The organism is Lentibacillus songyuanensis, assembly GCF_039548255.1.
Taxonomy (GTDB): Bacteria; Bacillota; Bacilli; order Bacillales; family Amphibacillaceae; genus Lentibacillus_C; species Lentibacillus_C songyuanensis.
Genome location: NZ_JBCLVH010000006.1, coordinates 169949 through 189585, shown reverse-complemented (window position 1 = coordinate 189585; position 19637 = coordinate 169949). Strand labels below are relative to the sequence as shown.

Genomic DNA, 19637 nt, shown 5'->3' with positions numbered 1-19637 from the left:
CCCAATCAAACCGTTATTTTATTTTTCAAGAGATAATGGCTTACCCAGATTGAAATGGCAATGACGGCTAATCCTAGAATCACTTCAAGGATAAGCAATTCCATTGGATATAAGTACTCGTTTTCTAATATGAACACCAAGATGACAGGTGCAAGAAATAAGCACATGGTGAAGATGCCATATAGTACACCAAACACCATTCCCTTCCATCGATAGCTTCGTTCAAACATGATCACGGTAAAGAGTACAAACACTACCATGAAACCTAGCCCGTAGTGCAAAATGAATTCAGTAAATGTATTTGGGTATAGTACCTCCAAGTAGCGAAACGACAAGACCATTTCATGAAGTGAATAATCGGTTCTCAAACTGAACGGAACGATGAATTGCATCAATCGGTGTTCCAACGGCAGTAAGATTAATTGTAAGGAAATTAAACCAAGTACCATCAAAAATATCGACGTTGCCTTGGAAAGGTATATATTTAACCGGGCAGTTGGCAGCATTAACAAGCGATAAATAAAGGTGTTCTTGCCAAACCAATCCCGATACCAAATGAGAAAACAATAAAAGATTAATGCAGCAATACTTAATGCGATAGGTGCTGCAAACCATAAGGAATTGGAAATCTGTTCAAATGACATCCTGCCATAATCACGCAGAAAAGCTTCCGTTGACATATGATGTTCATGAATAGAATAATTTGCCATACGAAGATAGCTATTTGCATTAATGATCACCCCAATAAATTGCATTGCGATGGTTACCATAATTAGCGTGAGATACAGCTTGGCAAACCGATCAAATTCAAAATGAACCAGCTTCAAATAATGTTTCATTTCTGATACACCTCTCTCATGACATCCACAACAGACATCCCTTCATGGTCACGAACCTCTTCCGCATTAAACTCCTTCAGCACGCCTCCATCCCCGAGTAATACGACCTTATCAATCAAGTGTTCAATGTCGCCAATCTCATGGGTTGTCACAATCACACCGCGATCCTCAATTAAATGGCTAGTAAACACATCGGCAATTTGCTCCCGGCTGAAAATATCAATCCCGGAAAATGGTTCGTCCATAAGCAAGTAGTCCACATCCATTGCCAATCCTAATAATAGATTTACTTTGGCAGTATTCCCCTTTGATAACTCGCGGACTTTATCTTCTTCCTTTAGTTTGAAAAATCTTAGCAGTTTCGTCGCCCGTTCCTGATTCCAGCAAGTATAGAAATCATCCATAAACTGTATTGCATCCGCAATCCGCATTTGCGGCAGCATGGTAATTGCATCGGGAATAAAGGTGATTTTTTCATAACTATACTTGTTGAGCTTTTCTCCATCGATTAAAATCTCTCCGCTATTAATTGGCGTCAGGGACATAATTGCATTCAGGATGGTTGTCTTACCAACACCGTTGATACCGATCAGACAGGTAATCTCGCCTTTATTGGCAGTGAAGGAAACACCATTAAGCACTTGTTTACGGCCAAACTTTTTCTTGACATCCTTTACCTCAATCATGTTTCTGTCCCCCTTGTTCCGCTTTTTTCTCCGCATATTTCTCCTGCACCAGATCCAGCACTTCATCCACCGGCACTTGAATGGAATGGACAGCAGTGACGAAGGAGTTAACCGCCTGCATAATAAGCTCTTCCCGAACTTCTTTTAATATTTGTTCATCTTTGGTAATTCGACTTGGTAAGTTCCGCTCGGTATAAATCAATCCTTCGTCCTCCATTTCCTTATAGGCACGTTGCGCTGTATTTGGGTTTATTTTGAACTTATTTGCTAATTCCCGTCGTGAAGGAATCTCCTCCCCCGGTTCCAGAACACCTGTGGCAATCTCTTCTTTAAAATGGTGAACTACTTGCACATAGACAGGATCCCGATTATTAAACTTGATGGTTTTCATCGACCCAGCTCCCATAATTCTCAGTTATATAACTTATCGCACTGTGTATTAATCAGTTAATACACCTAAAGCATAAAAGTTGTGTATTAAAGATATAATACACCTTTAAGATGTATTATATGGTTAATACAGTCTGGTGTCAATAGAAATTTTAATTCCTGTCAGACCTGTGGACTTCAGCGAAACTGTTGCTAAGTTCAGCGTTATTATGTCGAACTTCAGCGGCTTTATGTCGATATTCAGCGAAACGTACCGCAGCGATCGCTATAAGATCTTTCATTGGACCAGTTTCAAAAGTTGTAACACTTGTCCCGCCCCTCCAATGTGTTAAAATTAAATAGGTAATTATAGCTTAACGTGTTTCATGGGAAGGATAATAACAGAGAAAACGTCTAGAAACACAAATCATCGAAGAAATTACAGAGAAACCGACAATTCAGAAGCTTAGAAGTTAGGAAGTGACATAAGCGATGTTTCACGATATAGCATTAGATGACCTATTCGCTTTGCAACAAAAGGAAGAACATACAATCATTGACGTTCGATCACCAAAGGAATTTCATGAATCCACCATCCCGGGAAGCATTAATATTCCGGTGTTTAACAATGACGAACGGGCCGAAGTTGGTACTATTTACAAGCAAGTTGGCCAGGAAGCAGCCAAGGAACGGGGCTTGGAGATATTTTCCGCCAAACTCCCGGACTTTATTGCTGCATTCCGCAAGATTGATACACCAAAAACTGTGTTCTGCTGGCGTGGAGGGATGCGAAGCAAGACAGCCGCAACTGTGCTTGATTTAATGGGAATCAAAGCAAACCGGTTAAGCGGGGGCTTTCGTACGTACCGCCAGTGGGTTGTTGCAACGTTAGCCGAAGAAGAGTTTAAACCTGATTTATACGTGTTAAATGGATACACCGGATCAGGCAAAACCACAATTTTAAAACTGCTTGCTCAAAAAGGATACCCCGTTATGGATCTGGAGGGAATGGCAAACCACCGCGGCTCCATTTTTGGCCAAATTGGTCTGGAACCTAGTAGTCAGAAGGAATTCGAATCCCAGCTTGTCCAAGCAATGATACGCTATCAGGATGCCCCATTCGTATTCGTGGAAGGAGAAAGCAAACGGATTGGCAAAGCAACTCTTCCAGACTTCTTTTATGCGAAAAAGGAAAAAGGGATCCAATTATTTATCGACATGCCAACAAAAGAGCGAATCCAACATATTTTAGATGATTACCAGCCGTGGAATTCTCCCAAGGCATTCCTGGAGGCCTTTCATATCATTAAAAAACGGATTCATACCCCGGTGGCCAAGCAAATCGATGATGACCTGCAACTTGGTAATTATGCCAATGCGGTACAGTTACTGCTAGAATATTATTATGATCCCCGATATGAATATGCGGCTGATCAGTATCCGGAAGAACGCAAAATTCATATTGCGGCCAGAAATGTTAAGGAGGCACTGCAAGGAATTGAAAATGTAATGAACCAACAATTTCCAACCAAAGTGAGGGGTTAATGTGAAAATTGCTATCCTGTCCGATATCCATGAAGGTATAAACCGTAAACGGACCGAAACCGATATCATGGCAATATTGAAACGATGGATTTGGAAAAACAAACCCGAAGCTTTTATGATTAGCGGGGATATGGCGAACCATCCCCAGAAAGCCTTACAATTATTAAAAGCTTTGCAGGATGAATGCGCCCAAACGAACATTTACTTTGTTCATGGCAATCATGATGTGTATGCCGACAATTCTGCCGATGCGTACAAAATGTTGCTCCAATTCCCCGGCAATTTGGGAAATGGGCCGGTAATGTTGAATGATGACTGGGTACTAATTGGTGATGGCGGCTGGTATGATTACAGTCACGGGCTCGCTCGATACACCGAGGATGATTTCGCAAAAGGCACATACGGAACTTTTACCTGGACAGATAAAACGCAAGCTGATTGGAAGACGACCGACAATGAGATCACCAGTCATGCTGTGCAGCGGTTAGAAAAGTGGCTTCACACATACAAGGATAAACACATCATCATGACAACCCACTTTGTTCCCTTTTCTCATTTTGTGCAATATAAAAATGACCCAAGCTGGGATTTTTTTAATGCGATGATGGGAAGTACCCGTTTTGGGGGATTAGCTGTACAATATGGTGTAAAAAAATACATTTTTGGCCATATCCATACTCGCTATCATGAAATGTATAAAGGAATCGAAATGATTGGCAATCCTCTAGGCTATTATCCACATGAATGGCTTTATGACTCACCGGAGAAAGAAATTCAAACGACGATCAAAACCATTATAATCTGAATTCTATTCGTTATGGTTCGTGCACAGCACTAGCTGCCTGAGAAACATGTAATCTATCGTTCATCTTCCATTCATATTGAAGATTTATGCTGGTATATGAAATGGAAATAAAGGAGAGATTACATTTGTCCAAATATAGTAACGTCTTATTACGTTTTTCTGCACTCTTTGCTGTCGTCGGCGCCTTTTTGGGTTCACATATGGCGGGTTCAGGTGCCTATCAGTTTAAAACGGTGCATGCGCACATTCTTGTTGTTGGCTGGTTAACCCTGTTTGCCTGGGCTGTTTATTACAAAATTTTCACCCCCGCTAAAACAATTATCGCCACTTTACACGTATGGACGGCAATTATTGGAGCAATCGGACTAACAATAGGCATGTGGCTTTATTATCTGAAGCCATTTAACCTGAATGGTGCAGTGGATACGGTATTCTTTATTGTTGGCGGGTCGATTTTACTGTTGAGTTTTATCTTTTTCTTGCTGCTGACGTTCATGAAGACAGAGCATAAGGTTTAATTGTTTGGCGTATGGGAAGAGTATTTATAGAAGGAGTGGATCATCATGCATAGTCAAACATGGCCGGAAAAATATGATATTAATAAACTGGTAACCATCCCAAAGGATATTGAGAAACTAATCAGAGGTGACAAAACTTCTGTACGCCGCAACGACCGGTATGCAGACCCTAGTGACACTGTAGAGCTTGATGGACACACATTTATAGTGGAAAATGTTTACCCGCAAAAGCTGAAGGACGTAAAGGAACAGGATGCCAAGGACGAAGGGTATCAAAATCTACAAGCGTACCAAAAAGCAATCACATCGATTCATGAAGCTGCAGTTTGGGATCCAGAAATGGAAGTCTGGGTGCATGAACTGAAAATGAAATAAACATTGAGTAGGGTGCTGGTAGTTCAGCATCCTACTTTATTTCTATTTAAGATCACTGAGAATGTGAATCACCGATAAATTGGTTGAAGCCCCTGATAAGTAGAATAACGATAAATATAAAGGCTATATCTCCGCATATGCAGTGGTTAAGATTATTCTTTTTCAATGGAAACCGGGATACGCGGGAAATGATGTTCATCAAGGCTATGAACATCAAAAAGAAACCGAAATGTGCAGGAAATGATGTTCATCGATAATCAGAGGCAATGAAGATTTAAAATACGTCTTTGCACCGACCCGATCAATTATTACCTGTCCGCTGATTCCTGATTTTTCAGCAGTCTTGACCTGTCTCCATGTCCCAAAAAATAAGTGCCCGTCACCGATATTCTGGTGCCAGGCACTTATTTTAAGCCGGAAATTGTAGTTTCTCGGCTAGGTTTTGGATCTTTGGAAGTGTACCAATGTCCATATTTCCTCCACTAACGATTACACCACAGTGTCGGGATTTAATTTGTTCGCGATACTTGAATAATGCTGCTAATGACGCTGCACCAGCACCTTCAAGCAATGTTTTATTGCGTTCCAGCATATAAAGTATCGCAGCAGCAATTTCTTCATCGTCAACCGTTACAATATCATCTACATACTCTCTGATTATTGGCAACGTACGTTTTCCTGGCTGCTTCACGGCAATTCCTTCTGCAATAGTAGAAACGGTCTTTGCATTTTTCACTTGATTGGTATGGTAGCTCTCATACATGGCAGGCGCTCCATTCGCTTGCACCCCGATAACTTTGATATTTCGATTAACATGTTTCGCTCCGACAGCAATACCGCTAATCAAGCCACCGCCGCCAATTGGAACGATAATTGTGTCAATCCGGTCTTCCTGCCTGAGCATTTCCATTGCCATGGTTCCCTGTCCGGCCATCACATCCTCATCATCAAATGGATGAATATAGACAGCTCCGGTTTGCAGTTGCCTTTTTAAGGAGGCTTCATATGCTTCTTGGAACGTTTCACCCGTAAGCACAACTTCAGCACCATAATTACGGGTTGCTTCCACCTTGGCAAGTGGTGTTTTCTCCGGCATAAAAATCATCGCACGCGCACCTGACTTTGCTACAGCATGTGCAACACCCTGAGCATGGTTTCCCGCTGAAGCAGTGATGACACCCTTATTTAGCTGCTCTCTTGACAGCTGCATTAGTTTAAAGCTTGCACCTCTAAACTTAAATGCTCCCGTCTTTTGCTGGTTTTCCATTTTGCAATAAACATGTTTTCCTACTAACCTGTCTGTTGTCATTGATGTTAATAATGGGGTACGGTGAACGATGGGGGTTAAACGCTCCATCGCAGTATGAACTTTTTCACCTGTTAAGCAATTCCCAATTGGTTCACTCTCCTTGATTTTCATCTGATTTTAGGGAAGTACCAGACACCTCAAATGCCGGCATTCTCAAACGCTTCAATCTTATCTTCGTGTTGCAGTGTCAGCGCAATTTCATCCCATCCATTCATTAGTTTTTCCTTATGATATGCCGGGAAGTCAAAGTGCACTTGATTACCATCTGTATCGGTTATCAGCTGATTTTCCAAATCCACATCCAACTCGAGATCAGCTATTTCTGCTTGATGCATCCATTGATTTACTTGTGTTTCATCCAGTTTAATCGGTATAATTCCGTTTTTCAACGCGTTGTTGTAAAAAATATCTGCAAAGCTTGGTGCGATAATTACATGGAACCCGTAATCAAGTAATGCCCATGGTGCATGTTCTCTGGACGATCCACAGCCAAAGTTTTCCCCGGCTACCAATATCGATGCCTCCTGATATTCCGGTTTATTCAGGCTAAAATCTGAACGTTTATTACCATCATCGTCAAACCGCCAATGGTAAAATAAGAATTGGCCAAATCCCGTTCGCTCAATTCGTTTTAAAAACTGTTTAGGGATAATCTGATCCGTATCAACATTGGTTCGGTTCATCGGATAAACCAGCCCCTTGTGTTGTTGTATAGCCTCCATCCTCTGCCACCTCCTAGCTTGGTACGCCGGTAAATTGGCGAACATCAACAAAGTGACCTTCAATTGCCGCAGCTGCTGCCATTTCCGGGCTGACTAAATGTGTACGGGAGCCATTTCCTTGTCGTCCTTCAAAGTTCCGATTGGATGTTGATGCACACCTTGATCCTGGTGGCACCACATCATCATTCATTGCCAAACACATGCTGCATCCGGCTTCACGCCATTCAAAGCCCGCCTGCTTAAAGATCGTATCAAGACCCTCTTTTTCTGCCTGCAGTTTAATACTGAATGACCCGGGTACAACAATTGCTCTGACACCTGATTTCACTTGCTTACCCGCAACAATCTTGGCGGCTTTTTGCAGATCACTTAATCTGGAATTGGTACACGATCCAATAAAGACGTGATCAATCTCAATTGAGGTGATCAGCTGATTTTCTTTCAATCCCATATATGTTAGGGCTCGCTGTACGTCCTCCTTATGGTCCACACTGCCTAGATCTGGTGTTGATCCACTAACTGGAAGACACATTCCGGGATTTGTTCCCCAGGAAACTTGAGGTTCAATTTCTTGGGCATTAATAGTGACCGTTTTGTCGTAAACAGCGCCCTCATCAGTGGCTAATGCCAGCCATTGGTCAGCTAATGCTGCAAATGTTTCCCCTTCAGGAACATATTCTTTACCTCTTAAAAACTCAACCGTTGTTTCATCCGGGCTAATCAACCCGGCGCGTGCACCTGCTTCAATGGACATGTTGCATACGGTCATCCGGCCTTCCATTGACAAATTACGAACGGCGTCACCCGTATACTCAATTACATACCCCGTACCAAATCGGACGCCGAATTTGGCGATGATCGCCAGGATTAAGTCTTTAGCCGTTACCCCAACACCAAGTTTACCTTCTACCTGGACATTCAGCGTTTTTGGCCGCTCCTGCCAGATCGTCTGCGTTGCTAATACATGTTCTACCTCACTCGTACCAATTCCAAAAGCCAAGGCACCAAAAGCTCCATGTGTAGATGTATGACTATCGCCGCATACAATCGTTTTACCTGGCTGGGTTAAACCTAGCTGCGGCCCAATCACATGAACGATCCCTTGATCCGGATGATACATATCGGCAAGTTTAATTCCATTTTCTTTACAGTTCTGTTTCAATGTCTCCATTTGCTTTTGTGCGATTTGGTCTTTTACAACGTCACGATTTCTGGTAGGCACATTGTGATCCATCGTCGCATACGTTAAATCCGGCCGGCGCACTTTACGATTGTTCAGACGTAACCCCTCAAACGCCTGGGGAGAGGTTACCTCATGAACCAAATGCAAATCAATATACAATAACTCCGGTTCGCCCTCTGCTTGATGGACAACATGTTTATTCCAAATCTTTTCAACAATTGTCTCCGGTTTTCCCACTCGTACAACCCTCCCTTGCTTAGATATATATACTGCAAATACTATCTGAGACGCTTTTTGTCGTCAGGTTATCCACAACAATATCGGTTAATTCTTTGGTACCTACTCGTTTACCTCCAGCTATTTGTAAATCAGCTGTATGATATCCCTGATCCAGGCACTGTTGGACTGCTTCTTCAATTTCATTTGCTTCCGTTTCCAATTGGAATGAGTGTTTTAGCATTAACGCGGCAGATAGAATCATGCCTAACGGATTAGCAATACCCTTTCCTGCAATATCCGGTGCCGAGCCATGAACAGGTTCATAAAGCCCCTTACCATCTGACCGGATACTTGCAGAAGGTAGCATACCAAGTGAACCAGTCAGAACAGACGCTTCGTCACTGAGAATATCGCCGAATAAGTTTTCCGTAACAATAACGTCAAATTGGTTAGGCTGCGTAATCAGCTTCATTGCTGCTGCATCGACAAGCAGATGCTCTACCGTCACATCCGGATAATCCTGCTGTTTTTCCGTTACAATTTCACGCCACATTCTGCTTGATTCCAACACATTGGCTTTATCCACCGATGTCAAATGGTTGTTCCGCAGTCTTGCCGTTTGAAAAGCTTTATCAATAATTCGTTCCATCTCATGTCGTTGATACGAAAGGGTATCGACAACCGCGTTGCCATTCTCCCGTCGTTCACTTGGTCTGCCAAAATAAAGGCCGCCAGTTAGTTCCCGGATGATCATAATGTCGCTTCCCTTAATGACCTCTTCCTTCAGTGGTGATGCATGAAGCAGTGGGGTGAAGCCTTTGATCGGACGCAAATTGGCAAACAGTCCAAGCGACTTCCGGATACCAAGCAACCCTTTTTCCGGCCGTAAATGCCCAGGAAGGGAGTCCCATTTGCTTCCCCCCACGGCGCCTAACAAAACAGCATCAGCGTCTTGACATGCCTTTACCGTGTCTTCCGGTAAAGGTGTACCATAGTAATCAATCGCGTCGCCACCGATCGCATGGTTATGAAATGTAAAGCTATGACCATATTCGCTGGCAACCGCATTTAACACAACTTTTGCCGATTCCATAATTTCCTTTCCAACACCATCACCCGGAAGCAGAATAATTTGTTTATTCATAAGCTCCCCTCCTTTTTTAATGTGCTTTGCGCAAGCGCCAGAGTGGCTTGTGACAGCGCCCGCGGACCTGCATAACGCTGGTCACGCCGGCGTTGGGACAGGACGTTTTGACTTTAGTCGTCCTTCCGTTAAACGGGCGCTTACCCTTTGTTTCTTATTTTACAGCTTGCTTCTTATGACTAGCCTGCTGTTGTACAAGATAGCGATTGACTGCATTTAAAAACGCATTTGCGGATGCTTCAATCACATCCTGTGCCGACCCTCTGCCGTTCATCGGTTCCCCGTTAACAATGAGCTGTACATGCGATTCTGCAAGAGCATCTTTGCCACGTCCCACGGAATTCAACTGGTAATCCACAAGCTGCAGGTCTTCCATAATTAACGAATCTAATGTTTCATACAGTGCTTCCACACTGCCCTGACCAGTACAGGCGGCTTGAACCATTTCCTCATCCGGCGTTTTCAATTTGACTGTAGCCGTTGGAATATTCGCTGTGCCATATTGTACCTGGAACATTTCCAGCTGATATTTATCCACCTTGGACATATCAGTTTGCACTTCCGTCAAAATGGTAAACAGATCATCATCGGTTACTTCTTTTTTTCGATCCGTTAACAGTTTAAACTGATTAAACGCTTCTTGAAGTTTTTCATCGGACAGTTCAAAGCCCAATTTTTCCACATTGTCCTTAAATGCATGCCGTCCGGAGTGTTTTCCCAGGAACAGTGTATTGGAGCTGACCCCAACCATCTCCGGTGTAATAATTTCATAGGTGGAGGCATTTTTCAGTACCCCGTCCTGATGAATACCGGATTCATGTGCAAATGCATTACGCCCAATAACTGCCTTATTCGCTTGCACATACATACCTGTCAATTTGGCTACCAAATCACTCGTACGCTTTGTCTCGGCAAAGTTAACCCCCGTTGAATAAGGGTAATGATCTGAACGGATTTTTAATGCAACCGCCACTTCCTCTAACGCAACATTTCCGGCACGCTCCCCAATTCCATTAATGGTTCCCTCAACTTGTGTCGCACCATTTTCCACTGCAGCAATGGAGTTCGCTACAGCCATGCCAAGATCATTGTGGCAATGACAGGAAAGCCGGACACGATCAATATTTGGTACCGTTTCTTTGATATAACGAAACATGTTTCCATATTCACTTGGTGTCGCATAACCTACTGTATCTGGCAGGTTAATCACGGTTGCACCTGCATCGATGACTTGCTCAATAATTTGGGCTAGAAAATCCAAATCCGAACGTGATGCATCTTCTGCTGACCATTCGATTTGCGGAAATTTCCGACTGGCATAGGAAACCATTTCCACCGCAGTGTCAATTACTTCCTGTGGTGATTTCTTTAATTTGTATGTCATGTGAATTGGCGATGTGGCCAAAAAGATATGCACACATGGCTCTTCTGCACCTTTTAACGCTTCCCAACACGCATCAATGTCTGATTTCACCGTTCGTGCAAGCCCTGTAACGGATGTTCCTTTAATCGTATCCGCAATCGTTTTTACCGCATTGAAATCCCCTTTGGAGGAAGCAGGAAATCCTGCCTCCATCCGGTCCACGCCATACCGTTCCAGCTGTTTGGCAATTTCCAGCTTTTCCAGTTGGTTCAGGTTTACCCCAGGAGATTGCTCGCCATCACGCAACGTGGTATCAAAAATCTTAATTTGTGACATGTTCTTTCACATCCTTTTGTTTTTGTTGGATTGGATTTTTAACAAAAGGCATTAACTCACGTAACTCCCTTCCTACTGTTTCAATGAGATGGTTGTTTTCTTTATTATTGATTGCATTAAATTTTGGTCGGTTTGCCTGGTTTTCCAGGATCCATCCTTTGGCGAATTCACCTGATTGAATATCGGCAAGAACCTCTTTCATGCGTGCTTTTGTTTCATCATTAACTACCCGTGGTCCGGATACAAAGTCTCCCCATTGCGCCGTATCCGAGATGGAGTAGCGCATGTTTTCAAACCCGCCTTCATAGACCAAATCCACGATAAGCTTCATTTCATGCAAACATTCAAAATAGGCAATTTCCGGCTGATATCCTGCCTCAACCAATGTTTCGAAGCCTGATCTGATCAGGGAAGTCAAGCCGCCGCATAGTACGGACTGTTCACCAAACAAATCGGTTTCCGTTTCTTCCTGGAAGGATGTTTCGAGAATTCCTGCCCGGGCAGCCCCAATTCCGTCTGCATATGCCAAAGAAAGCTGTTTCGCATTTCCAGTTACATCTTGGTGTACTGCATATAACGCGGGTACCCCTGCACCTTCTTCATATGTTCGGCGTACCAAATGTCCTGGTCCCTTTGGAGCTACCATGAATACATCAACATCCGATGGTGGTACCACTTGGGTAAAGTGAATATTAAATCCATGCGCAAATGCAATCGCACTGCCTGGCTTCAGATTGTCTTTAATACTTTCCTGATATACTTTTGGTTGCATTTCGTCTGGCAAAAGTATCATGACAACGTCTGCTTGACTTACCGCTTCAGCAACCGAAAGAACGGTGAAGCCATCTTCTTCTGCTTTTTGTTGTGATTTACCTGGGCGGAGTCCGACAACAACATCATACCCGCTGTCTCTTAAATTTTGAGAATGAGCATGCCCTTGTGATCCATAACCTACTACTGCGATTTTCTTCCCTTGTAATACCTCTTTTTGAATATCCTTTTCATAAAGTACTTTTGCCATTGTTTATTCCTCCCATATTGTGTGAATTTTTATATTTGAAAACCATAAAGGCTATGGTCAAATAGATAAATAATTGATTTCAGCAACACTTTGCTGCTGCCCTCTCAGAAAGGCGGTGATCCCGGTTTTGGTCAATTCCTTAATGCCATACGGACGAAGCAATGTGATCAGGGCATCTACCTTGTCTGGCTTGCCGACAACCTGTATCGTCAGATTATCCTTGCTTACATCAATAACCGATGCCCGAAATGGCGTAATGACACCTTGAATTTCTGCCCTTAGCTGTCCGCTTCCAACTACTTTAATCAACGCTAATTCCCTGGCAACCATCGCCTTATCGGTAATGTCCGAGACTTTGATAACATCAATTTGCCGGTTCAGCTGCTTTGTCAACTGCTCCAATTTTTGAAAATCACTTACATCAACTACCAATGTCATCTTGGAAATGCCTTCTGTTTCCGAACTGCCAACGGAAATACTTTCAATATTGAATTGGCGTTTCGATAGCATTCCTGTTACCCGATTAAGAACGCCGCTTCGGTTTTGCACCGTAGCTGTTATAATCCGCTTCATCTCTTCACCCCGATCATTTCGTGATTTCCCTTCCCGGCAGGAACCATTGGGAAAACACATTCTTCTTTGACTACTCGGCAATCGACAACAACCGGTTCATCATTGGAAAAAATCGTGTTCAACATTCCCGGAACATCTTCCTCTTTGTCAACACGAAAACCTTTAATGCCATAACTTTCTGCCAATTTTACGAAGTCCGGGCTTGAAATGATTGATTCCGAATAACGTTCCCCATAAAACTTCTCCTGCCACTGGCGAACCATTCCCAATGAACCGTTATTGACAATCAATATTTTGACTGGGAGGTGATAATCCTTAACCATGGACAGTTCCTGCAGGGTCATTTGGAATCCACCATCACCAACAATGGAGACCACCAGCTCTTTTGGGGCCCCTAATTGTGCCCCAATCGCAGCCGGGAAGCCAAATCCCATCGTTCCGAGCCCGCCGGATGTAACCCACTTATTTGGTTTATCAAACGGATAATATTGGGCTGCCCACATTTGATGCTGACCAACATCCGTGGTAATGATCGCCTCCCCGTTTGATGCGCGATACACTTCTTCAATTAACCATTGCGGTGACAACAATTCATCTGGCCGGTCATACCAAAGCGGAAATGCTACTTTATTTTCCTGCAATTGTTGCTTCCATGCTTCATGCTGCGGCATTTCCACCGATCGGTTTAGCAAGGCAAGCAGTCCCTCTTTCGCATCTGAAACAACGGGGATATCCGTTAAAACATTTTTGCCTATTTCCGCTGGATCAATGTCGATATGGGCAATCTTTGCCTTTGGTGCGAAATGCTCCAATGCCCCGGTTAAACGATCATCAAACCGTGCACCAATATTAATTAATAAATCACATTCATAAATGGCCATGTTCGCTGCGTATGTCCCATGCATGCCTGCCATTCCCAAAAACAAAGGATGTGTCCCCGGGAAACTGCCAAGCCCAAGTAATGTCGTCGTAATCGGCAGTTGATATTTCTCCACGAACTGTTGTAATTCCTTGGAGGCTTTGCCAAACAATACCCCTGCACCAGCCAGCACCAATGGCTTTTTGGCGTTAGACAGGGCATCCGTAAGCTTTACCATTTGCAATGGGTTCGGTTTAATTGTTGGCTGATACCCGGGTAAATGCATCTGGTTATCAAATTTTTCAGACGAAATAGTTGTAGATACATTCTTTGGTATGTCAATAACTACCGGTCCCGGTCTCCCTGTACTCGCAATATGGAAAGCTTCTTTGACAACACGTGGTAACTCGCTAAGCTGTTTCAACTGATAATTATACTTTGTGATTGGAGTAGTAACCCCCATGACATCTGTCTCCTGAAATGCATCTGTCCCAATGACGTTGCTGCCCACTTGGCCGGTAAATATAACCAGCGGCAATGAATCCATCATTGCATCCGCAATTCCAGTCACTAAATTGGTTGCACCCGGGCCTGATGTTGCCAGAACAACTCCGGGTTTTCCCGTAACGCGTGCATACCCCTCTGCTGCATGAATCGAGCCTTGTTCATGCCTGGAAAGAATGTGCCTAAACGGATTGTCACTGCGATATAACGCATCGTAAATGGGTAACACCGCCCCACCCGGATATCCAAATACTGTGTCTACCCCTGTTTCTACCAATGTTTCAATGAGCAGTTCAGCACCACTAATCGATTTTTTCGTATCCAACTCACGTTCAACCTCCATCTTCACCTATTCATACCTCCTTAATGTTAATAAATTAAAAAAAGACCCTCTTCATCCCTAAAAACTGCGTATCAACAGAATTTAATGGGATGAAAAGAGTCTTCCTCTTCACGGTACCACCCAGGTTCACAGCATCCTCGCGAATACTGCCTTATGGAGCTCTATGAAAAGCTCCCTTTGGTAACAGGTGCAAAGTACACCCGGCTAAGCCTAATAAGATCAGATCCGTTCAGCCAAGCACTCAGGGAAGATGTCGGAGTAAGATGTATTTCTAGGCTTCCAGCAACCCTAGATCTCTGTAAATACAAACCCTTATTCCTTTATTCCCGTCATCGAATTCATCACTATATTTTTTTAAAATTTGAATCATTGATATTGCGAATTATCATACAACGTTTTTCCAAAAGGGTCAACAGGCATTTATCATTTTTTTGATACTTTTGATTAGTCTAAATAAATTGGTTGCGCTTACATCAGCCGTATCTCAACAACTTGGCAAATCTGAAAAAAGTAAAAATTTTTTTAATCCAGAGCACGGGGCATTGCACTTTCTTGATCCAGTTGCGCGTTGGGCCAACGACTACTGTCATAAGCAATGGACACTCCGAGCGCCAAAGTTCGGGCGCTCTACGGTCCCTTGCTTATGGCATACGTCGCTGAACGGCCCCGCTGCACTTTTCTGATCCAGTTGCGCGTTGGGCCAACGACTACTGCCATAAGCAATGGACACTCCGAGCGCCAAAGTTCGGGCGCTCTACGGTCCCTTGCTTATGGCATACGTCGCTGAACGGCCCCGCTGCACTTTTCTGATCCAGTTGCGCGTTGGGCCAACGACTACTGCCATAAGCAATGGACACTCCGAGCGCCAAAGTTCGGGCGCTCTACGGTCCCTTGCTTATGGCATACGTCGCTGAACGGCCCGCTGCACTTTTCTGATCCAGTTGCGCGTTGGGCCAACGACTACTGCCATAAGCAATGGACACTTCGAGCGCCAAAGTTCGGGCGCTCTACGGTCCCTTGCTTATGGCATACGTCGCTGAACGGCCCCGCTGCACTTTTCTGCTTACTTTTGTTTTTGAAAATAGTCGATTATCCCTAGTGAACTGACTTGCATGTCCATATTTATGATTACGTAAACACCATGATTGTCATCAATCAGTAATGTTCGCAGATACTCTTTAACGCGCTGCAATAATCTTCCGGAAAGTTCATCATATCCTTTTCCCTCGTTAAAAACCTGTTGCCCTTCCTGTATAAAAACGTCCAGCCATTCGGAAACTTGTTTTAACGCCTCATCTACTTTTTTTGTCATCCCAAAATGTCCAAAATAAATACGATCCACATGCATTTCCTCGATTCGATTGATCGCTTGCTTCATTGCATCCGGATCAAATTGATTTGGCGAGGTAGACGGTAAAAATAAGTCAACCCCATCCGGAATTAATTGCTCGTAACGGATACCTGCCGTGTCTCCTGTAAAAATTCCATTACTAACCGGATCGTAAATGCTAAAATGATGTTTGGCATGACCAGGTGTATCTAAAAATTTCAGTGAACATGTGGGACTAACATCCAGAGTGTCCCCTTCCCCTTTTATTAACAATCGTTCTTGCGGTACAGGTAAAATGGGATCAAACAATTCCTGGAAGCTGTCCCCATACACACCTCGGGCACTGGCAGCCAGGCGTGCTGGATCAGCAAGATGTCTTGCCCCTTTAGGATGAACGACAACCGTTGCATTTGGACAATCCCGAAGAAATAATCCAGCCCCGCCGGCATGATCCAAATGAACATGTGTCACAATAATATATTTCACTTGTTCCAATGTAAAACCAAGCTGCTCCAGCCCCTGCTTGATATGTTTCACGGATGGACTTGGCCCTGTCTCCACCAATGTCAATTCCTGCTCATTAATAACATATGTACCCGTTCGCTTGGAAACACCTAAATCAAACCCGTCGATCAGATTAATGCGTTCATCCAATTGTATTGGCTCACAAGTCTTCATTTTCCTCATCCCCACTTTTTTTGTATTTTTGCTTTTGCATTCTTACTTCATTATACAGAACATTGAAACAACTACACAAACAAAAAAGTTGTAAATCATTCGCATACCTCCTAAACAAAATGGATAAACTAACGCTGATAAAATTAAAGGAGGTTTATTTAAATGCAAAATCAAAACCAGCATCCAAATATGCAGAGTTCTCCACAAATGCCTTCACAACAGGATTTCGGTGGGCATGATATGTTTGATGCCCATGAAGCATTGTCCACATTGACGGGAGTTATGGAGCAATATTTATTATATGAACAGCACATCCAAGATCAGGAATTAATGGCCATGACGCAACGTCATCGTACTTTTTGTGCACAGCTTTATAATACGATTTGCCAGACATTCAAATCAGGACAGGACCCAGCTGTCAAAACACAAACGTATAACATGGAGCAAAACAATAATGTTGTTTACGGCATGCAGCCATCAGCTCCCAAAACGCCAAGTCAAACCGTTAATGAAATAAACGATCAATGCATATCCGGTTTCATGCTGGGGCAATTAAAGTCTGCCGCTTCTGCATTTACCATGTCCGCAACAGAAATGTCCAATCCCGTCTTAAGGCGCATTTTTGCAGACAGTGTTCCAAATATGATCGAAATGGCTTATGAGGTATTTTTGTATCAAAACAAACATCAATATTACCAGGTTCCACAACTGCAGCCACAGGACATGCAAGCGTTTCAAAACAGTTATGCACCAATACAGGGCACAATGCCGCATTAAGAAGAAATACTACCCGCTGACCCACAGCGGGTAGTATTTTGTACCTAAACCTACTCATCTCGCTTCATTGGTAACTTTTGCATAGCCCTTGCAATTATCTTCATTTTGGTTTAGAATACCTTGATTGAGGATATTAATATATAAGCAAACTAAATTTGAGGTGAGAAAAACGATGAAGAAGCTATTTTCTTCAAAATTGGGTTTCTTTTCTGTTGCCGTCGTTTTACTTTGGATAAAAACGTATTTAATATATTTATTTGAATTTAATTTGGATGTCCAAGGTGGGTATCAGCAGTTTCTTTTATTTATTAACCCATTAAGTTCTGCCTTGTTTTTCTTAGCGATTGCATTGTTCGCGAAAGGAAAAAGAGCAGGTATATGGATGATTATCATTGAATTTTTGATGAGCTTCCTTGTTTATGCAAATGTCGTATATTACCGTTTTAATAGTGATTATATAACCTTGCCAACACTGACACAAACTAGTAACTTTGGCAGCCTTGGTGGCAGTATTGCTAGTTTGGCAGAGTGGTATGACGTGTTTTACTTTTTGGACTTCTTTATTGTTGTTGCCCTGTTTGTTTGGAGCAGAAGCAATTGGTCTGTCAATCGTATCAGGCCGAGAAAGCCACTGACGATCATGACGATTGGTGTCATTGTATTTACGGTGAACCTGGGATTGGCGGAAATTGACCGTCCACAGTTACTGAAACGTACATTTGACCGTAACTATGTTGTCAAATATATTGGTTCATATAATTTTGCCATCTATGACGCACTGCAAAGTATTCATTCCTCATCACAACGCGTGTTTGCCGACAGCAGTGACGTGACGGAAGTGGAAAATTATACGAAAAACAAATATGCAGAACCGGATCCTGACCTCTTTGGAGCTGCAGAAGGAAAAAACATTATTAAAATCCATTTGGAATCATTTCAATCCTTTTTGATTGATTACAAATTACACGGTGAAGAAGTAACACCATTTTTAAACTCTTTGGTGCATGATAGGGATAAAAATTTCACGTACTTTGACAACTTCTTCCATCAAACGGAACAAGGAAAAACAGCAGACGCCGAATTAATTATGGATAACTCCATCTATGGCCTGCCACAAGGTGCTGCGTTCGTAACAAAGGGTAAAAACACGTATCAGGCACTACCAGGAATCCTGGGCCAGGAAGGCGACTATACCTCAGCAGTTCTTCATGGGGATAATAAGTCATTCTGGAATCGTGATGAAATTTATAAACAATTTGGGGTCGACAAATTCTTTGATTCCAGTTACTATGACATGGATGATGACAAAGTAATTAACTATGGACTAAAGGATAAACCATTCTTTGAAGAGTCCATCCCAATGCTGGAATCATTACAGCAGCCATTTTATGCACATTTAATCACGCTAACGAACCATCATCCGTATCTCCTTGATCCGGAAGATGCAACGATTGATCCGGCAGAGACGGGTGATCCGTCTGTTGACCGATATTTCCAAACTGCCCGTTACTTGGACGAATCATTGGAGCAGTTTTTTGATGAGCTAAAAGAAGCCGGTTTATATGATGATTCTGTTATACTGCTTTATGGTGACCATTATGGTATTTCTGATCGTCATAAACACGCTATGAAAGAACTTATTGGTAAAGAGATTACACCATTTGAAAATGCACAATTGCAACGCGTACCGTTGATGATTAAAGTACCTGGCGTAGAAGGTAAAGGAATTGACCATACGTATTCTGGTGAAGTCGATGTAATGCCAACATTGCTCCATCTGGCAGGGATTGATGCACAGGACTACATCCAATTTGGTACCGATCTATTTTCCAAAGACCATAAAGACTTCGTTGCGTTCCGAAATGGTGATTTTATCACATCAAAATACAGCAAGATCGGTGGAAATTATTATGACAATGACACTGGTGAAGATATAGAAGAAATAACAGACAATATGAAAGAAACAAGTGATACCATAAACCATGAGCTCGAACTTTCGGATAAACTTCTTTTCGGTGATTTGTTGCGTTTTTATAAGCCAAATGATGATTGGAAACCAGTAGACCCTTCCGATTATAAATATGGAAAAGACGCACAAGCTGAGGATGAATAAAAAAAAGAAGTAATCATTGGGAACCC

At 42.8% G+C, this 19637-nt stretch carries 18 protein-coding genes; 6 read left to right on the top strand and 12 right to left on the bottom strand.

The features are described 5' to 3' along the window. Positions 1-5: 5 nt before the first annotated feature. The 3 genes from WMZ97_RS08655 to WMZ97_RS08645 are packed head-to-tail and all read right to left on the bottom strand — an operon-like array spanning position 6 to position 1916. Positions 6-839: a hypothetical protein gene (locus WMZ97_RS08655; RefSeq protein WP_343271673.1), complete on the bottom strand. Its 834-nt coding sequence runs from the start codon at positions 837-839 to the stop codon at positions 6-8. Then, positions 836-1525, bottom strand: a complete 690-nt coding sequence (locus WMZ97_RS08650) for an ABC transporter ATP-binding protein (RefSeq protein ID WP_343271672.1) — start codon at positions 1523-1525, stop codon at positions 836-838. The genes WMZ97_RS08655 and WMZ97_RS08650 overlap by 4 nt, the downstream gene beginning before the upstream one ends. Then, a complete protein-coding gene (locus WMZ97_RS08645) occupies positions 1518-1916 on the bottom strand; it encodes a GntR family transcriptional regulator (RefSeq protein ID WP_343271671.1) in 399 nt (132 codons plus the stop codon). Before WMZ97_RS08645 ends, WMZ97_RS08650 begins: the two co-directional genes overlap by 8 nt. Before the next feature lie 470 nt (positions 1917-2386). Here WMZ97_RS08645 and mnmH point away from each other — a divergent pair, with 470 nt between their 5' ends. The 4 genes from mnmH (at position 2387) to WMZ97_RS08625 (ending at position 5137) form a co-directional block, all read left to right on the top strand. Next, positions 2387-3439: a tRNA 2-selenouridine(34) synthase MnmH gene (mnmH, locus tag WMZ97_RS08640; protein ID WP_343271670.1), complete on the top strand. Its 1053-nt coding sequence runs from the start codon at positions 2387-2389 to the stop codon at positions 3437-3439. Position 3440: 1 nt separating this feature from the next. Beyond that, entirely contained in the window at positions 3441-4244 is an 804-nt protein-coding gene (locus WMZ97_RS08635; RefSeq protein WP_343271669.1) for a metallophosphoesterase, read from the top strand. A gap of 125 nt (positions 4245-4369) precedes the next feature. Next, positions 4370-4762: a hypothetical protein gene (locus WMZ97_RS08630; RefSeq protein ID WP_343271668.1), complete on the top strand. Its 393-nt coding sequence runs from the start codon at positions 4370-4372 to the stop codon at positions 4760-4762. A gap of 45 nt (positions 4763-4807) precedes the next feature. Further along, the gene (locus WMZ97_RS08625; RefSeq protein ID WP_343271667.1) at positions 4808-5137 is read left to right on the top strand and encodes an ASCH domain-containing protein; all 330 of its coding nucleotides are present in this window, start codon (positions 4808-4810) and stop codon (positions 5135-5137) included. 409 nt (positions 5138-5546) lie between these two features. Here WMZ97_RS08625 and ilvA read toward each other — a convergent pair whose 3' ends face one another. The 9 genes from ilvA to WMZ97_RS08580 all read right to left on the bottom strand — a co-directional run bounded on the left by ilvA (position 5547) and on the right by WMZ97_RS08580 (position 16721). Continuing rightward, entirely contained in the window at positions 5547-6557 is a 1011-nt protein-coding gene (ilvA, locus tag WMZ97_RS08620) for a threonine ammonia-lyase (RefSeq protein WP_343271666.1), read from the bottom strand. Between the two features lie 26 nt (positions 6558-6583). Continuing rightward, on the bottom strand, positions 6584-7168 hold the full coding sequence (leuD, locus tag WMZ97_RS08615; RefSeq protein WP_343271665.1) for a 3-isopropylmalate dehydratase small subunit: 585 nt from the start codon (positions 7166-7168) through the stop codon (positions 6584-6586). A 13-nt stretch (positions 7169-7181) separates the two neighbouring features. Beyond that, entirely contained in the window at positions 7182-8588 is a 1407-nt protein-coding gene (gene leuC, locus WMZ97_RS08610; protein ID WP_343271664.1) for a 3-isopropylmalate dehydratase large subunit, read from the bottom strand. A gap of 19 nt (positions 8589-8607) precedes the next feature. Further along, a complete protein-coding gene (gene leuB, locus WMZ97_RS08605; RefSeq protein WP_343271663.1) occupies positions 8608-9714 on the bottom strand; it encodes a 3-isopropylmalate dehydrogenase in 1107 nt (368 codons plus the stop codon). Positions 9715-9868: 154 nt separating this feature from the next. Beyond that, complete coding sequence (locus tag WMZ97_RS08600; RefSeq protein ID WP_343271662.1) at positions 9869-11413, bottom strand: 2-isopropylmalate synthase; 1545 nt, start codon at positions 11411-11413, stop codon at positions 9869-9871. Continuing rightward, positions 11400-12434, bottom strand: a complete 1035-nt coding sequence (gene ilvC, locus WMZ97_RS08595) for a ketol-acid reductoisomerase (protein ID WP_343271661.1) — start codon at positions 12432-12434, stop codon at positions 11400-11402. The genes WMZ97_RS08600 and ilvC overlap by 14 nt, the downstream gene beginning before the upstream one ends. A 57-nt stretch (positions 12435-12491) precedes the next feature. Then, positions 12492-13007, bottom strand: a complete 516-nt coding sequence (ilvN, locus tag WMZ97_RS08590) for an acetolactate synthase small subunit (RefSeq protein ID WP_343271660.1) — start codon at positions 13005-13007, stop codon at positions 12492-12494. After that, positions 13004-14713, bottom strand: a complete 1710-nt coding sequence (ilvB, locus tag WMZ97_RS08585) for a biosynthetic-type acetolactate synthase large subunit (RefSeq protein ID WP_343271695.1) — start codon at positions 14711-14713, stop codon at positions 13004-13006. The genes ilvN and ilvB overlap by 4 nt, the downstream gene beginning before the upstream one ends. Positions 14714-15776: 1063 nt before the next feature. Then, positions 15777-16721, bottom strand: coding sequence for an MBL fold metallo-hydrolase (locus WMZ97_RS08580; RefSeq protein WP_343271659.1), 945 nt, complete (start codon positions 16719-16721; stop codon positions 15777-15779). A gap of 162 nt (positions 16722-16883) precedes the next feature. Here WMZ97_RS08580 and WMZ97_RS08575 point away from each other — a divergent pair, with 162 nt between their 5' ends. Together WMZ97_RS08575 and WMZ97_RS08570 are read left to right on the top strand one after the other, a co-directional pair. Beyond that, positions 16884-17498, top strand: coding sequence for a spore coat protein (locus tag WMZ97_RS08575; RefSeq protein WP_343271658.1), 615 nt, complete (start codon positions 16884-16886; stop codon positions 17496-17498). Positions 17499-17670: 172 nt separating this feature from the next. Next, on the top strand, positions 17671-19611 hold the full coding sequence (locus WMZ97_RS08570; protein WP_343271657.1) for an LTA synthase family protein: 1941 nt from the start codon (positions 17671-17673) through the stop codon (positions 19609-19611). Positions 19612-19637: the final 26 nt, after the last annotated feature.

Coding starts and splice junctions, on each gene's coding strand:
- WMZ97_RS08655 (WP_343271673.1), bottom strand. CDS start 839: ATGAAACATTATTTGAAGCTGGTTCATTTTGAATTTGATCGGTTTGCC.
- WMZ97_RS08650 (WP_343271672.1), bottom strand. CDS start 1,525: ATGATTGAGGTAAAGGATGTCAAGAAAAAGTTTGGCCGTAAACAAGTG.
- WMZ97_RS08645 (WP_343271671.1), bottom strand. CDS start 1,916: ATGAAAACCATCAAGTTTAATAATCGGGATCCTGTCTATGTGCAAGTA.
- mnmH (WP_343271670.1), top strand. CDS start 2,387: ATGTTTCACGATATAGCATTAGATGACCTATTCGCTTTGCAACAAAAG.
- WMZ97_RS08625 (WP_343271667.1), top strand. CDS start 4,808: ATGCATAGTCAAACATGGCCGGAAAAATATGATATTAATAAACTGGTA.
- ilvA (WP_343271666.1), bottom strand. CDS start 6,557: ATGAAAATCAAGGAGAGTGAACCAATTGGGAATTGCTTAACAGGTGAA.
- leuD (WP_343271665.1), bottom strand. CDS start 7,168: ATGGAGGCTATACAACAACACAAGGGGCTGGTTTATCCGATGAACCGA.
- leuB (WP_343271663.1), bottom strand. CDS start 9,714: ATGAATAAACAAATTATTCTGCTTCCGGGTGATGGTGTTGGAAAGGAA.
- WMZ97_RS08600 (WP_343271662.1), bottom strand. CDS start 11,413: ATGTCACAAATTAAGATTTTTGATACCACGTTGCGTGATGGCGAGCAA.
- ilvC (WP_343271661.1), bottom strand. CDS start 12,434: ATGGCAAAAGTACTTTATGAAAAGGATATTCAAAAAGAGGTATTACAA.
- ilvN (WP_343271660.1), bottom strand. CDS start 13,007: ATGAAGCGGATTATAACAGCTACGGTGCAAAACCGAAGCGGCGTTCTT.
- ilvB (WP_343271695.1), bottom strand. CDS start 14,713: ATGGAGGTTGAACGTGAGTTGGATACGAAAAAATCGATTAGTGGTGCT.
- WMZ97_RS08580 (WP_343271659.1), bottom strand. CDS start 16,721: ATGAAGACTTGTGAGCCAATACAATTGGATGAACGCATTAATCTGATC.
- WMZ97_RS08575 (WP_343271658.1), top strand. CDS start 16,884: ATGCAAAATCAAAACCAGCATCCAAATATGCAGAGTTCTCCACAAATG.
- WMZ97_RS08570 (WP_343271657.1), top strand. CDS start 17,671: ATGAAGAAGCTATTTTCTTCAAAATTGGGTTTCTTTTCTGTTGCCGTC.